The organism is Bacteroides sp. AF39-11AC (genome assembly GCF_003474285.1).
Lineage (GTDB): Bacteria > Bacteroidota > Bacteroidia > Bacteroidales > Bacteroidaceae > Bacteroides.
This window is the reverse complement of record NZ_QROH01000007.1, coordinates 29056-45109: the sequence shown is the minus strand read 5'-3', so window position 1 is coordinate 45109 and position 16054 is coordinate 29056. Positions and strand designations below refer to the sequence as shown.

The 16054-nt window shown below is 43.2% G+C and carries 15 protein-coding genes and 1 pseudogene; all 16 read right to left on the bottom strand.

Annotation, left to right across the window (positions count from 1 at the left end; all coding sequences use genetic code 11):
* Position 1: 1 nt before the first annotated feature.
* Entirely contained in the window at positions 2 to 1726 is a 1725-nt protein-coding gene (locus DW036_RS15955; protein WP_118465277.1) for a beta-ketoacyl synthase N-terminal-like domain-containing protein, read from the bottom strand.
* Positions 1711 to 2146, bottom strand: a pseudogene (locus tag DW036_RS15950) (acyl-CoA thioesterase). Before DW036_RS15950 ends, DW036_RS15955 begins: the two are co-directional and overlap by 16 nt.
* Positions 2143 to 2577, bottom strand: coding sequence for a hydroxymyristoyl-ACP dehydratase (locus DW036_RS15945; RefSeq protein ID WP_118465276.1), 435 nt, complete (start codon positions 2575 to 2577; stop codon positions 2143 to 2145). Before DW036_RS15945 ends, DW036_RS15950 begins: the two are co-directional and overlap by 4 nt.
* Positions 2574 to 3659, bottom strand: a complete 1086-nt coding sequence (locus DW036_RS15940; protein WP_118465275.1) for a methyltransferase — start codon at positions 3657 to 3659, stop codon at positions 2574 to 2576. The genes DW036_RS15945 and DW036_RS15940 overlap by 4 nt, the downstream gene beginning before the upstream one ends.
* A 15-nt stretch (positions 3660 to 3674) precedes the next feature.
* Entirely contained in the window at positions 3675 to 4559 is an 885-nt protein-coding gene (locus DW036_RS15935; RefSeq protein ID WP_118465274.1) for an acyltransferase, read from the bottom strand.
* 5 nt (positions 4560 to 4564) lie between these two features.
* Positions 4565 to 4822 (bottom strand): acyl carrier protein, encoded by a 258-nt coding sequence (locus DW036_RS15930; RefSeq protein ID WP_007212332.1) that lies wholly within the window; start codon positions 4820 to 4822, stop codon positions 4565 to 4567.
* 7 nt (positions 4823 to 4829) lie between these two features.
* Complete coding sequence (locus DW036_RS15925; RefSeq protein WP_118465273.1) at positions 4830 to 6050, bottom strand: beta-ketoacyl synthase; 1221 nt, start codon at positions 6048 to 6050, stop codon at positions 4830 to 4832.
* Positions 6047 to 6775: a 3-oxoacyl-ACP reductase FabG gene (fabG, locus tag DW036_RS15920; protein ID WP_118465272.1), complete on the bottom strand. Its 729-nt coding sequence runs from the start codon at positions 6773 to 6775 to the stop codon at positions 6047 to 6049. Before fabG ends, DW036_RS15925 begins: the two co-directional genes overlap by 4 nt.
* Positions 6776 to 8305: a histidine ammonia-lyase gene (hutH, locus tag DW036_RS15915; protein WP_187374626.1), complete on the bottom strand. Its 1530-nt coding sequence runs from the start codon at positions 8303 to 8305 to the stop codon at positions 6776 to 6778. It abuts the gene before it with no gap.
* 121 nt (positions 8306 to 8426) lie between these two features.
* Complete coding sequence (locus DW036_RS15910) at positions 8427 to 8819, bottom strand: polymer-forming cytoskeletal protein (RefSeq protein ID WP_007667103.1); 393 nt, start codon at positions 8817 to 8819, stop codon at positions 8427 to 8429.
* Positions 8820 to 8840: 21 nt separating this feature from the next.
* On the bottom strand, positions 8841 to 11099 hold the full coding sequence (locus DW036_RS15905) for a bifunctional (p)ppGpp synthetase/guanosine-3',5'-bis(diphosphate) 3'-pyrophosphohydrolase (RefSeq protein ID WP_118465270.1): 2259 nt from the start codon (positions 11097 to 11099) through the stop codon (positions 8841 to 8843).
* Positions 11100 to 11168: 69 nt separating this feature from the next.
* A complete protein-coding gene (locus DW036_RS15900) occupies positions 11169 to 12476 on the bottom strand; it encodes a lytic transglycosylase domain-containing protein (RefSeq protein WP_118465269.1) in 1308 nt (435 codons plus the stop codon).
* A gap of 31 nt (positions 12477 to 12507) precedes the next feature.
* Entirely contained in the window at positions 12508 to 13353 is an 846-nt protein-coding gene (locus tag DW036_RS15895; RefSeq protein ID WP_118465268.1) for a DUF5683 domain-containing protein, read from the bottom strand.
* Positions 13354 to 14241 carry a ParB/RepB/Spo0J family partition protein gene (locus DW036_RS15890; protein ID WP_118223456.1) on the bottom strand — a complete coding sequence of 296 codons (888 nt, stop codon included), beginning with the start codon at positions 14239 to 14241 and terminating at the stop codon, positions 13354 to 13356. It lies immediately after the preceding gene.
* A gap of 16 nt (positions 14242 to 14257) precedes the next feature.
* Positions 14258 to 15022: a ParA family protein gene (locus tag DW036_RS15885; RefSeq protein ID WP_118465267.1), complete on the bottom strand. Its 765-nt coding sequence runs from the start codon at positions 15020 to 15022 to the stop codon at positions 14258 to 14260.
* A 377-nt stretch (positions 15023 to 15399) separates the two neighbouring features.
* On the bottom strand, positions 15400 to 15909 hold the full coding sequence (locus DW036_RS15880; protein WP_118465266.1) for an HU family DNA-binding protein: 510 nt from the start codon (positions 15907 to 15909) through the stop codon (positions 15400 to 15402).
* Positions 15910 to 16054 lie beyond the last annotated feature (145 nt).

Here is a 16054-nt window from a genome sequence, read left to right as displayed (position 1 = left end):
ATCAATGTTGTACTTCTATTAATTTAAAATCAGCTTTATACTCTTCCATTAAAAGGTTGCACCATCCGGTGATGCAAGCTTTTAAATTACCTTTCTTCATTACAATTCGTGCATATTCTTCCAATTTGTCCGCATCGAATTCTTTTTCTATGAAGAAAGTATTTTCTCCTTGTATTTTATGACGGATACATATCTCACCAGCTACAACGTTAGGCAGAGTGTATACAAATACCGTCGGACTGGCTGCATGGTCACCTCCCTGATTGATAATCATCTGATGACGAATATCTGTATTCAGTGAAGCGGCAGCATTAACCAGCAATATACCTATTTCTTCCGGTTGAAAGCTTTTCTCTTTCAACAGATATTCAACAGCAGTATATCCCAGTTTGCAAAGGTCGTCCATTTTGTAGAATTTCATGTTACTTCCACCTGTATTTTTATATGCTTCGCGGATAAACTGCGCAAAGTTTGGGGCAGATGATGAAAAAACGGTCTCTCCATTCATACGTAAACAGCTATTTTCAATGGAAACAGTTGCGGTTGTATGAACTGTCACCGGTGATTGTACTCTTGAGGACTGTTTCTGATATGCGGGAAGTGTCAATACGATAGCAGCATTACAACCTCCGAAACCGGATGCTGTTTTGATACAATGCTTCATGGGTATTTCCTGATGGTCAGCTTGCACCAGAATAGGCATGCTGACGCCGGGCTTTTCATAGCCTAATGTACCGAATAGTACGTTTTCCTTTAGTTCGTGAATACAGATAATAGATTCAATCACTCCCGATGCCCCTAAAGTATGACCGAAATAAGATTTCAAACTATGAACCGGAACGGTTTCCAATCCGGCTAAATGAATAGCTTTCGATTCCATTTCATCGTTATAGACAGTAGCTGTTCCATGTGTATTCATGAAACTAATGTCTTCGGCAAGAACTGCGGCTTCTTCCATGGCCTGCCGTATGGCGAAGTAAAGTCCGTCTCCTGTGCGTGACGGGCCTGAAATATGATTGGCATCGTTACTAATGGCTCCTCCGGACAGGATGATATCCGTATCGTTTCCTTCCGAACTCAGCAGGATAGCACCACAAGCCTCTCCTAAATTGAGTCCGTCTCTCCGGGCATCATAAGGGCAGCATCTTTCGGAACTGATGGATCTGAAAGATAGAAATCCGCTGGTAATGAAGTGAGAGAGGATATCACCTCCCGCTACTATGACTTTTTTGTATCTGCCGGATTCGATCCATCGCTTTGCCACAATCAGAGCGGATACTCCTGATATGCAGGCATTAGAAATAACTTCTACCCGGTTGCCGGCCTGAAAATATTCGCTTATTCTTCTCCCCATTTCCCATAGATGAACTCTGATATCAGGCTCATCAGGATGATTGGCCAACAGGTCGATATTACCTTTAGTGGTGGATAGGATGAGACCGCAATCTTCATCCGCCAGATTCATTTCGGAATGGGACAGAATATCCTGAATGGCGAGTATGAATAGTTGTTCCAGGCGTGTGTACGTACCCAAATTCTTTGCTCTTTCCCATTGTTCCGGTTGAATCGTGGCAGCTAATATAGAGGTATCAGATATGATTCCTGCTTCATGCCTGGTGATTCCGCTCCGATATTCCCGGATTGCTTTTATATTCTCCCGGGTATTTGCTCCTAAAGAACTGATCAGAGTATCAGCTGTGATATATACAGTTATTGGATGTTCCATTTCTTTTTCCACTCCTGATAAAAAGCCGGAGTTGCTAACTCCAGCTCCCTGTTAGTATTTAGAAAAACCTGAGTCGTACTTCCGGTAGCAACGATATTGTTGTCTGTAGCCCGGTATAGTACATATTCGAATTTAATCTTGGCAGCTTCACAAGAAATGTATCGGGTTTCAATGATAACTTCTTCACCGAAGGATAAGGATTGCTTAAATTGGCAGTTTAATTCAACGATGGGTACCATATATCCTTCACTGTAGATATCCTAAACTATAATGCTTCCCGAAAGACTCCCTTCCATCCTCAAAATAGCGTACATATTCACCATGCCATACGATTTGCATGGAGTCTATTTCGCTGAAACGTACCTTTATTGTGGTGCGGTCAATGAGTGCAGGTGTATGCAGATTCGTTTTTTGCCTCATTTCTTATCTAAAAATATTTTCATCCGGCATTCTGCAATCACTCCTTCCGTAGTGCTTACACAAGCAGATACCAAAGTAATGTCGAATACCTCCTGAATAACCGTAATTTCAGTGAATAATTCCTGTCCTGTCTCCGGTAAACGGTGGAGGGTTAATTTATCTACCGAACCGATAAACCCTAAGGGTAGCGGTTCATTTTTCTGTAAATAGATATATCCGATTCGTGCCGCTGCCGATTGGGCTATGTGCTCGATAATACCTGCTTCCTGCAATTTACCTTCCTGGCAGAAGATATTATCGTCAGTGACTGTGAGACCTGAATAGGAACAATTATCTTCAATGCCACAGAATGAATCTACCATAATGATTGGCGGTCGTTGTGGTATCAGGTTCAAGATTCCTTCACCGGATATGATAGGAGTTCTTTTCATTTCAGCTTACATTTTACAATACTGTGTCCCAATCCCAGGTTGTCATATATTTCCTCTATTTCCAACCCTGATTCTTGAATGCACCGTGCCATATCGTCGGAGTGATACATTTTGCTGTTACCATTTGCCATAGCAGTAAAGTATATACTGATCTGTGTCAGGCAGTAGGCAGCTGTTTCGAACTTCTGTCGGTCCCAGAATGTTTCCATAATGTAGAGTCGCCCTTCTGTAGACATGGACTGAGCAGCTCGTGAGAGTATACTGATAACTTCTTTCTCAGAAAAGCAATCCAGAAACTGACTCATCCAGATCGCATCAAAACCTTTCGGGAAAGGTACATTTTCATCGAGAAGATTTACACCATGTCCATGAATACGCTCGTGGCCGGAAATATTTTCCGTCTTTTGTTTCATCATTTCCAGTTGTTGGGGTAAATCCATAATGGTAACTTCTACTTTCTCGTTGTATTGCACACATTTAGTAGCCCATCTCCCTGTATTACCTCCTACATCGAGCAGAGTTCGGGGAGAGTGGCTGAATACGATTTCGAGTGCCTGGTCGAAAGAATTGTCCGAATAAAAATGGTCGAATCCGAACCAGCTTTTCTGCACTTGCTCGGGTAAACTGGATAATCCTTCGTAAATCGTGGGCCAGTTTCCCAGTTCTTTCAAACCTTCGGGGCGACCATTTACCAAAGCTTCTTCCAGATGGAACAGACCTTTGTAATTGACGTCCTGATTAAAATTCATGTTCACTTGTGCCATCTCATCGTTCAACAGGAACCATCCGGCCTTTGCCAGTATATATTGATCGTCTTTTACCAATACAGTACCTATGGTGAGTGAGGCTTCCAGTAGAACTTGTGCTGCATATCTGGATAATTCGGTTTTCCGGCTGATCTGTTCCAGTGACAGACCTTCCCGGTTGTCGGAAAGCAAGCGGAAAATACCGAATTTCAGCATCAGGCGTGAGACCTGAAATACGACGGGGCCAAAAGCGATTTCCTGGGCCAATCGCTGTGCTTGCACAGCGGTGAATCGCTCTTTGGCATATCTCTTTTGTAATGAAGGGAATAGTTTCATTCTGTTGATTTTTGTTTATTCAGACGGCTTCCAGAAAGAATAATAGTTAAACCATTGTTCGGGATATTGGCCGATTATTTTTTCCAGAGCATTCACATATTGTTCCAATAATAATTGTTCTGCTCTTTTCTCTTTCGAACCGGACACTTGCTTCGCAAGTATAAAATGGAAATGATAGGTTTGTTTAGCCTCCCGCATGGCAAAATAGAAGACTACCGGAACTTTCATCCGCGATGCCAATAGGAAAGGACCGATTGGAAAACGTGCTTCGTGTCCCATAAACCTGCAAATCAGCAGTTTGTCTGCATTCAGATAGCGGTCTCCTTGAAAACAGACATATTCTTTATGGTCCAGTGCTTCTGTAATTTTGAATATATGTGCCAGATTATCTTCGTTGACCGGTATAATCTTGTAAGGTTGCTGCTGCCCGTTCTTTTTCAGTATTTCTTTAATCTTTTGATGTTCGGCATCGTACATCACCACATTCATTTTCTTGCTGTAGTCGTTGAAAAAAGGAGTTCCGATTTCCCAATTACCAACATGTGCGCCGATCATGATTACTCCCTGATCTCCATCCAATACATTAAGAAACTCCTGATAGTGGTTGAACTTGAAATGATATTTGTCGATCATTCCATTTCCAATGGCTACCTTGTCTATAAGTATCTGTCCCAAACGATAATAGTTGTTCAGCAATAGTCCCACCGACTGTATGTGGTTCCGTTTTAAGATACGACGGGCATATTGCCAGATACTCTTTGTTGCTTTCGGAGCGAACGGAATAAAATAAAGAACAATCAGAGACAGAAAACCATAAGCGGCTTTTACACCACAATACCTGATCAGGTAAATGAAAAACAGGTATCCGGATACACCGCCGCGGGTTTTACCTTTCCACATCTTGTTTATTCGTTTTTGTTTTCGGCCATACGTGTGATGACGAGATTATAGAAGTCCTGGAACGTTTTGATTCCGACAAAATCTTGTCCGGTTACATTAAAACCGAAGTTCTTTTCAATCAACACTACCATATCTACCAAGTCCAGACTGTCTAACTCAAGGGTTTGCATGAGCGGAGCATCAGGCTGGATAAGATCGATATCTACTTCAAATTCTTCGGATAAGGTTTCTCTTATCTTTTCAATGATTTCTTCGTGGGTCATACTTATATTACTTTACTTTTTTAATAATTAATGTAGAATTGGTTCCTCCGAATCCGAATGAGTTTGAGAGGAATGTATCAAATTCCATATTTACTCGTTGGGCAGGGATATTAAGTTGGGCAGATGCTTCATCCGGCTCTTCGAAATTCAGATTGGGAGCAATGAAGTTATTTTGCATCATTAGAGTAGAATAGATTACTTCACTGGCACCCGCCATCCACATTTCGTGACCGGTCATAGACTTGGTGGAAGCCACATACGGGCGGTGTCCTTCAAATACTTCCGCTATGGCTTTGGCTTCATTTAAATCACCTATCGGTGTAGAAGTGGCGTGCGCATTGATGTATTTAATTTCATCCAATGCGATTCCGGCATTCCGGATGGCCATTTCCAATGAACGCTTTGGCCCGTCTATATTAGGAACAGAAATGTGATCTCCGTTGGATGAAAAACCGTAGCCGATAATTTCTGCCAGTATGGGTGCTCCCCGTTTAACAGCCGATTCATAACTTTCCAATACCAGACTGGCGCCACCTCCGCTGGGTACAAGTCCGTCCCTGCTTTTATCAAAAGGCCTGGATGCTTTCTGGGGTTCAGTTTCCCGATTGGAAAATGCACTTAACCCGTCGAAACTACCTACTGAGAATGGATTCACTTCTTGCGCGCCACCGCAAAGAATGCAGTCCTGCAATCCCGATTTGATAAGCAGATATCCCATGCCAATGGCGTGGGAACCGCTTGCACAAGCACCGGAGATTGTGAAGTTTACTCCTCTGAGTTTGAAGATGACCGACAGGTTCATCGACACAGTTGAATTCATCGATTGGAAAATAGAACCGGAACCTACCAGGACCGTATTCTTCTTTTCCCGGATAATATCCACAGCATTAATAATCGGTACAGTGCTACTATCATTTCCATAGAGTACTCCTACTTCGTTCGCTTCCAGGAATGCTTCATCGATACCTGCATTTTTGAAGGCTTCCACACTTGCCAGATAGGCATATTCTCCTTGTTCAGGCAGGCAGAGACGTTTTCGTCTGTCCAGCATCTTTTTAAGATCAGGGCGTTCCAGCAGACCAGTCAGTGCAGAAATATACCCCATTTCTTTCCGGTGGGGATCGATGCCGATTCCCGATTTACCGTTATATAATGAGTCTGTTACTTCGCTCAGATTCTTGCCGATGCACGAGTAAATTCCCATTCCTGTAATGACAACTCTTCTCATGTATGCAGTCCTCCATTGATTGAAATAACCTCACCTGTGATATAAGAGGCGTTGGGGGAAACTAAGAAACTTACAAGATCAGCTACTTCTTCCGGTTCGCCGAAGCGCCCGGCAGGGATGTGCTTTTTCCATTCGTTTTCACTGATGTCTTCGGTCATTTCCGTACGGATGAATCCGGGAGCCACCGCATTGACGGTCACGTGCTTCTTTGCCACTTCCTGAGCTAATGCCTTGGTAGCGGCAATGACACCCCCTTTAGCAGCAGAATAATTTGTTTGTCCGGGCATACCTTTGATGCCTGATAGCGAAACTATATTGACAATGCGGCCGAAACGTTTGACTAACATGTTTTTAAGCAATGCCTGGGTGACATAAAAGAAGCCATTCAAGCTGGTATTCAGTACTCCGTTCCATTCAGGTTCGGTCATCCAGAGCATTAAATTGTCTTTGCGAATTCCTGCATTGTTAATCAGTACTTCAATATATTCGTCCGGATGTTGGGCACTCCATGTGTTTAAAGCTTCGGATACTGCTGCCGGGCTGCTTACATCGAACTTTAGTAGTTCTCCATCTCCTCCTTGCTCTCGAACGAGTTGCAGGGTATTGGCCGCTTCCTTATCATTACTTTGATAATTAATCAGCACGGTATATCCTTTTTCTGCCAGTTTGATACTGATAGCACGTCCTATGCCCCGGCTTCCGCCTGTTATTAATGCGTATTTCATTTATAAATTGAATTTCTTATTTTTCAAGTATTCATTCATAGCCTCTATTTCCTTATACTTAGGAGTATCTTGGGAAAATACAGGGAAGAATGCCCGGATTTCATTGTACACTTTGCGTGATTCCGTACTCAATTGATCTTGTATCTTTAAATAATCCACCGCCTGTACAATCCCCATAAATAGAATACTCATAACTTGATAAGAATTCTCAATAACTGTTTTGGTTATTAATGCAGAATTCGTTCCCATGCTCACAATGTCCTGATTGTCATTGTTGTTAGGGATACTATGCACATACATTGGATTGGATAGTGTCTGACACTCTGCAGTAGTGGAAGTTGCCGTGAATTGCGAAGCTTGCAATCCATAGTTCAGTCCCAACACTCCCAGATTGACAAATGGGGGAAGTATTCCGTTGATACGATCATGGAACAGATAGTTCAACTGGCGTTCACTTAGCATCGTCAGTTTAGTAATAGCAATTTTTAATTTATCCATTTCGAAAGAGACGTAATCACCATGAAAGTTTCCACCATGATATACATTTTGGGTTTCCGGATCAACAATCGGGTTGTCACAGGCTGAGTTGATTTCGTTGATTAATACCTCTTCCGTATTTATCAATGTGTCATAAACTGGTCCCAGTATCTGTGGAGTACATCTTAGCGAATAATAAGGCTGTACTTTATGTTCGAAGATCTTTTCCTCGTGTTTCTGTCCATACAGTTCGTTTTCTCTCTTACGTGTGCATTGGCTGTCCGACATCCAGGCTCTCATAGCCTTAGCTATTTTCTGCTGTCCTTTATGAAGCTTAGCATCGTTTAACGGCTGAGAAACAAAATCATCATAGGATGCGGCAATCTCATTCATCATTACTGAGGCGCATACGGACCAGTTTAGTAATTGGCGTGCATAAATCAGATTAACAATGCCGATACCCGTCATGACGGAAGTACCGTTTGTTACTGAAAGCCCCTCACGAATATGTATAGAGAAAGGTTTGAGATGATTTTTCTCAAGCACTTGGGCGGTAGGTTGTAGTTGCCCTTGATAGAACACTTCTCCTTCGCCGATTAAAGTCAATGCTATATGGGCTAATTGCACTAAATCGCCACTGGCACCTACACTACCGTGTTCCGGTATATATGGAAAAATATCCAGATTAATGAATTTAACAAGCAGTTCTACCAATTCGGTATGTATACCTGATTTCCCTTGTAGAAAGGTGAATAGCCGGGCAATCATTGCTGCTTTTACATAAAGTGGAGGTAATGGTTTACCTGCTCCGGTAGAGTGACTTCTGATGATATTATATTGTAGTTCTGTTAATGATTTATCCTCAATTCTATATTGAGCCATAGGACCGAATCCTGTATTTATTCCGTAAATAATTTTATCACTTGAGAAATCCTTCAGAAAACGGAAACTCTTATCTACTTCTTGAATACATTCATCAGAAATAATCACCTTCTCACCATTAAACAGTAGTTTCTGGAGCGTTCCCAAATTTATATATTTGCCAACTATCATAGTATACTTCATTGATATATATTGCAAAAGTAGCTATTTTATATCAATAATGAGCGCCTATATAAGATAAAACTTTTTTCAGCAAGGTGGTTTTGTTAAATTGAATCTATTGTAAATAATGTTATTCAGTAACTGCTTCCAATAATTTTATCTCATTATTGGTATCATTCGTGTTACAGGTTCCATTGAATTTAGCTTGTGATTCTATCTCCAATTTACTGGTATAAATATTACCTTGCATCACGCAATTAGCTTTCAGAGTGAGTTCTTCCTTTATATAAGCATCACCGATGATAGTTCCATGTAGACAGGCATGTGTACAAGAAAGATTTCCGTGTATTCTTCCTTCGGGGCCGATAACAATTTTACCCGTACATTGAATATTTCCTTCTACGATTCCGTCGATGCGCATATCTCCATCGATAGAACAATCACCTTTTATTAAACTTTGACAGGAAAGTGTGGTTAATTTATTACTTACCTTGTCGTCAATTCCTTTTTTCGAATTAAACATATGAAATGTACTTTTATAGTTTTATGCTTCTACTCGGGTTACTTGCTTGATATTCTGTATTTGTTTCAAGTTAGTACTGATAGTCTTCACATCATCCACGTCATGCACATATAGCTGGATGTTTCCTTCAAAGATACCGTCCGTTGTTTCGATGGATAGTTTACGGATGTTTACGTTCAACTGGCGGGAGATGACTTGTGTTACTTCGTTCAGTAATCCCATGGCGTCTATGCCTTTGATATAGATATTCACCAGGAAAGATAGCTCTTTGTGTGTATCCCATTGCGTGGCAAGGATACGGTTGCCGTAGCTGCTCTTCAGCCTTGCAGCGACAGGGCACTGGCGTTTATGGATAATAATCCGGTCATTTTCGTCGATATATCCCAATACATCATCACCCGGAATAGGATGACAACACTCTGCCATGATGTAATTTTTCTGGATATTCTCTTCCGTCAGTTTCAGGATTTGCTTAGTATTGATCTTCTCCTTTTCCTGCGGTATCTTTTCTTCAACAGGTTCTTTGCTGTCTTTATTACTGCCGAATGAGAATGTGAGGAATTTCTTCCAATTGGTTCCTTGTTTTTCTTTCAGGGCATTTTTATCCAGATCACCCAATACGATTTTTCCATTGCCGATAGCTATGAGCAACTCATCCCTGTTCTTCATGTTATGAGCTTTCACAAGTTTGTCAACCAGCATGTCGTCCAATCGCAGTTCTTCTTTTTTGAAAAATTCGTTCAGAAGGGTTTCACCTTCTTTCTGGTTTGTTCTTTGTTCTTTGCGCAGGATGGCAGCTATCTTTGCGCGGGCACGGGCTGTAGTGGCAAATACTTCCCATTCCGGCTGTACCCGTTGTGATTTGGATGTCAGAACTTCCACCTGGTCACCACTTTGCAATTTATGGCTGAGTGGTACAAGTTTATGGTTTACTTTTGCGCCGATACAATGACTACCTATATCTGTATGCAGGGAAAATGCAAAATCTAACGCCGTAGAGTTCTGTGGCATGGTTTTGATTTCACCTTTAGGGGTGAATACAAAGATTTCCGATGCAAACAGGTTCAATTTGATAGTGTCGAGGAAATCAATGGCATCAGGTTGCGGATCATCGAGAATTTCCTTGATGGTGCGTAGCCATTTATCCAGCTCGCCCTCATCTTCGCTACCACCGCCTTCTTTGTATTTCCAGTGTGCGGCAAAACCCTGTTCGGCCACGTCATTCATGCGCTCACTGCGGATTTGTACTTCGATCCACTGTCCATTGTTGCCCATGAGGGTAACGTGTAGAGCTTGATAGCCGTTTGCTTTGGGGTGGCTCACCCAGTCGCGCAGGCGATCGGGGTGGGGCTTGTATATTTTAGAAATAGAGACGTAGATATCGAAACAGTCATTTAACTCTTCGTCCGCGTTACGTGGTTCAAAAATAATACGTACGGCAAGCAAGTCATAGATTTCTTCGAATGGTACATGCTTGGTCTGCATTTTGTTCCATATGGAATAAATGGATTTGACACGTGCCAGGATACGATACTTCAGTCCCATCTTGTCCATCTGTGCACTTATCGGAGCAGTGAACTCTTTGAATACTTTATCGCGTTCGGTAGCCGTAGCAGCCAGTTTATTTTCTATTTCTTGATATTCCTCAGGGTGTTCGTACTTGAAACTCAGGTTTTCCAGTTCGGTCTTTATCTTATAAAGTCCTAAGCGGTTGGCGAGTGGAGCATATATATATAAAGTTTCACCTGCAATTTTGAATTGCTTATTTGGAAGCATGGAACCCAGCGTACGCATATTATGCAGACGATCCGCTATCTTGATAAGGATCACACGTATATCATCGGACATCGTCAACAGCAACTTTTTGAAGTTCTCTGCCTGTGCCGAAGCCCGGTCACCGAAGATACCACCGGATATTTTGGTCAGTCCGTCTACAATCTGGGCGATTTTCGGGCCGAATATATTCTCTATGTCCTCTACGGTATAGTCTGTATCTTCTACCACATCGTGCAGTAATGCTGCACAAATGGATGTAGACCCCAGACCTATTTCGGTGCAAACAATCTGTGCCACAGCCAGGGGATGCATAATGTAGGGTTCGCCTGAGCGGCGTTTGATGCCCTTATGTGCCTGGTTGGCAAAGTTGAATGCCTTTGTTATAATTTCAATGCGTTTACGGTGCTTGGTTGCCAAATAGTCGTTTAACAGTTGCTGGAAAGCCTGTTCAATCATTTCCTCTTCGACTTTTTCTTTATCTTTCTGGCTCACATTCTCTTCCATATCCCTGTCTCCTTTCTTCTATTGCTGCAAAAATAAGCAAATTTCAACACCGTGCAAGCGTTTGTGCTCTTATTTATATATCTTCAATTGCTTTCCGGCAGAAATTTTGGTGTTATGCAACCCATTCCAACTTTGAAGTTGTTTTACGGTGACTCCATAGCGGCGTGCAATAGTACCCAATGTTTCGCCATTTCGTATTTTATGATAAGTCAGATTTCCACTGCCGGTTGTAGCGCGTCTTGCTGTAGAACGGGGTTCGGAGATGGCTACGGTTCTACGGTTTTTGAATAATTCACTCGCACGGTGGGCATAAATAGTATCCTGATTGTCGATAAATGTACTGATGTAATTCATGGGCAGGCGAAGGGTTTGAGCTTTACTTTCACCGGGAATTATACTCTTCTTAAACTGAGGATTAAGACTCTTAATTTCTTCCATACTAACGCCGCAGATATCGGCAAGCTGTTCGAAGTGTAAGTTTTTTGTTACTTGCACAGTGTCTGTAGCATCGGGGATATTAGTTTCCATGGGACAGATGTTGTGCTTACAATAATAAGTCATCACATAATTGGCGGCAATGAATGCAGGCACATATCCACGGGTCTCTTTGGGCAGGAAATTATAAATTTCCCAGTAATCAGTTTTACCACCGGCACGGCGGATTGCTTTGTTGATAGTACCTGGTCCGCAATTGTAAGCGGCGATCACCAGATTCCAGTCTTGATAAATGGCGTACAGGTCTTTCAGGTAGCGGGCAGCTGCCCACGTGGCCTTAATAGGATCACAACGTTCGTCGATAAGACTGTTGCTTTCCAATCCGTACATCTTTCCGGTAGCCAGCATGAACTGCCACAAACCGGAAGCACCTACACGGGATCTGGCAGAAGGATTCAGCGCAGATTCAATGATAGGTAAGTATCTGAGTTCGAGCGGTAATCCATAGGCGTCGAGTGCTTCTTCGAAGATGGGCATATAAAAGTTGCAGGCGCTCAACATGAATGATACGTTATTACGTAAACGTCCTGTGTACATGTCGATGAATTTACGTACAATCTCATTATAAGGCATTTCCATTACGGCAGGAATACGGCTGAGACGGTCGATATAAACAGAGTCACTAAAGAGCGGGTTCTCTGTGGAGGTACTGCAATCTTTGCCTAAATCAATGTAATTCTTGGCTTTCCAGTCATTGAGCAGGCTGTCCAGCGGATAAGTCATACTTTGGGGAAGTTCAATGCTTTCCTGGCGTTCTGTTCCGTTGTCACGGATCACTACTTCTACACTTTCCTGAGCTTGCGCCTGGAAGGCGAAAAGTGATAGACAAAACAGAAACGGAGTAGCGATAAACTTCTTCATATTTACAGATTTATTCTTCATGTGTGATTATTCTTTGGTATAGCTTAATTCATTAAAAACGGAAACTGCATTGCACCCCGACAGATTTGTTGGAGCTGCCTATACTGTATTGACTGTTGATTACGGCAGGTTCTACCCGCATACTTAGGTCGGGGGTTATATCGAAATTGGATAGTTCCGCATCTACATAGGCATCAATAACCGATATCAGGTAAACACCTATGAAAGCGAAAATACTCAGGTCACGATAGCGCCTGTACGTATCCTTTTGCTTTCGGAGGGTTTCTGTTATTTGCGTTTTTGGGGTTCTGTCCAAATATCCGGGTGGCAAAAGGTCATGAATACTGTTGGCTTCCCAGTTGCCAAGAGCGGCATCTTTATAGGCCTGCATGTAGTCTTTATACATCTTGTTGTTCCAGGTTAGTGCATAAGCACATCCTGCAAATCCACCATATATAATAGGTAACTTCCAGAATTTACGGTTATAGATTTGTCCACCACCGGGGATAACCAGGGCGAGCCATGTTGCCTTGGTCGGGTTGGGGATAAATACTTTCTTGTTAAGTGCCCCGTTTATACTGTCTGTTGGTGTAGGAGGTACTTGTGGGGTAGTACTGGAAGTCATTTCCAGCAGACGCTTTTTGTTTTCGGCAGCAATGCTGTCGGCTAAGGCAATGCTGTCAGCAGCCGAAACCCGTTGCAGGGCAGATTCTGTTTGTGCATTCAGGCTGTCCAGAGCTACTTGCGGCAGTCTTTTCAGTGAGTCTGCATGTTCCAATTGCTGCCGTTTGGCAGCAGCACGCGGACGGTTCTGCCCATACACAGCAATCCCTGCCGTCTGCACGAAGCAAAGCAGCAGGGCGATACACCATTGATATGTTCTTGTTCCTTTCGTCATTTATTTTTTAAGAGTATCGAGTATGCCGATAATACGTTCCAATTCTTCTTCGTTATTGAACGGGATACTGATTTTACCTTTTCCTTTCTCCGAACAGGTCAACTGCACTTTGGTACTGAAGAAGCCTGATAACTGCTGTTTCAGCATGTTGAATTCTTCCGGCAGTTTTCCTCGTTTGGGAGCTATTTTTCGTCCGCCGCTTTTCACGGCTTCGCCTTCGCTCAGGGATTTTACTATTTCTTCCACCTTACGTACGGAATATCCGTGCTCGATGATTTCTTCGAATATCTTCACTTGCAACTTCGGATCACCCAGTGTTACAAGTGCACGGGCATGTCCCATGTCTATCTGCTTGTTCTGCAACGCCATCTGAATGGGGGCGGGCAGTTTCAATAAGCGCAGGTAGTTGGCAATTGTTGTACGCTTTTTACCGACACGTTCGCTAAGGCGTTCCTGTGTAAGCCCGTATTGTTCCAACAGATGCTGGTAGGCAAGGGCTATTTCCACAGAGTTCAAGTCTTCACGTTGTATATTCTCGATAAGCGCCATTTCCATGACGTTCTCGTCATCGGCAGTGCGGATATAGGCGGGAATACTTTTCAGTCCGGCGAGTTGTGAAGCACGGAAACGGCGTTCGCCTGCGATGATCTGATATTCGTCATCCGACAGCTTGCGTAGGGTAATGGGCTGAATGATACCTATTTCAGATATTGAGTCGGCAAGTTCCTGAAGCGCTGTCTCGTCAAATTCATGACGGGGCTGGTTCGGGTTGACGACAATCTTCGACAACTCTATTTCGTTGATGGAAGAAGAGCCTTCGGTCTGCACTTCGTCCATTGAAAGCAGGGCGTCCAGCCCGCGTCCTAATGCATTTCTTTTTTGTGCCATGGTTCTTCGTTTTGAATTAATTATTACGGCTGATCAGTTCTTTGGCAAGTGCCATATGATTCTTGGCTCCTGTAGAGTCTGCATCATATAAGATGGTAGGCAGACCGTAGCTGGGAGCTTCACTCAGCTTGACGTTACGCTGAACGACAGTGTCGAACACCAGTTCCTGGAAGTGGCGTTTCACTTCGTCGTAAATCTGGTTGGCCTGGCGCAGACGCGAGTCGTACATCGTTAGTAGGAAACCTTCAATTTCAAGTGCCGGATTCAGTTTAGACTTGATAATTTTGATGGTATTCAATAATTTGCTGATACCTTCCAGTGCAAAGTATTCCGCTTGTACGGGGATAATCACAGAGTCGGCTGCCGTCAGTGCATTGATGGTAATCAGTCCCAAAGAGGGCGAGCAGTCTATCAAGATATAATCAAACTCTTCCTTCAATGGGGCGAGTACTTCTTTCAGTATCTTTTCCCTGTTTTTCAGATTGAGCATTTCTATCTCGGCGCCCACCAAGTTTATGTGTGAGGATATCACTTTCAGTGTCTCAATCTCCGTGTCATGGATAGCTTCGCGAACATCGGCCCGGTCGATAATGCATTCGTATATAGTGCATTCCGCCTGCTTGATGTCGACACCCAAACCGGAAGAGGCATTTGCCTGCGGGTCTGCGTCCACAACGAGCACTCTCTTTTCCAGGGTAGCGAGTGAAGCTGCGAGATTAATCGTAGTCGTAGTCTTCCCTACACCGCCTTTTTGATTTGCCAAAGCAATAATTTTTCCCATAATCTTAGTGTTTATTGGCAGCGAAATAAGTGATAATTCCGTATTGCGCCTACTAAAAAAGAGAAAGATTGCAAAATCTGTTGATAAGTCGCCCTTTTTGTTAATAACTCCGGGCCGTTTTATTTCATTCCGACTCGTTCCGGCGCTTTTCGTTCTCTTGTTTAGCTCGCAAATATACGTAATTATCTTGAAATGAAATACCTTTTTTGTCTCGCTTGCAGAAGATTAAGATTTGTTTTAAGTGCTTGTCCGCATTTTAGGTGTGGCTTGTGCGAATAATCATACCGTTCGGCACTTTCTCTCTTTCATCGGCTTTAGGTCGTTGTGTGTAAGGTGTTGGCACTGAAATATCCGCTTGTGGACGGCTTTCTGTTCTTTCAGTCTGTTACCGTATTGATGTCCTTTGCTTCGTTTTCCGGCGTCTTTGGGGGCCGTACCCGTTCGCGTTCCAGTGTTTCGGGGCGTAGCATTTCGTGGGGGAAGTACTTGCTCAGCGGGTAACGGAAGAAATTCATGTTCTGGCGTAGCCTTCCCACTAACATGCGATCCGGTTTGAAGTAGATGCGTGAAACCCGTACCTTGCCCGGCATCACGTCGTCGGGATGCTCGAAGCCCTCGCTTGTTATGGCGAGGTTGAAGGAGCCAAGTCCTCTGATAGTGACGGACTCTCCCTCGCTGAGTGCTTCCTCGATGTATTTGGGTAGGTCCACCAGTACGCTTTGCACGTCGCCTTCACCCATACCTTTGCGACGGGCCATGCGTTGCGCCAACTTTTCGGTTGTTACTCCGCCACGTGGTTGTAGGGTACGTTGCACAGCGTAGTACAGTTGTTTCATTCCTTCTTTGGTGCTGAAGAGTTTCTTCCTTACTAAATAAATCATTCCCATATTCTTGTTCCTGTTGATTGATGTTGTTAATAGCATCTATGTTTCTCAATGTCAGCTGCATAGTACCTTAGCGCCTGGAACTCATTTCCCTATAAACTGTAGTTCCCTTTGCTTTGCTGCGCAAGATGGCATCTTGAGCTGTTTA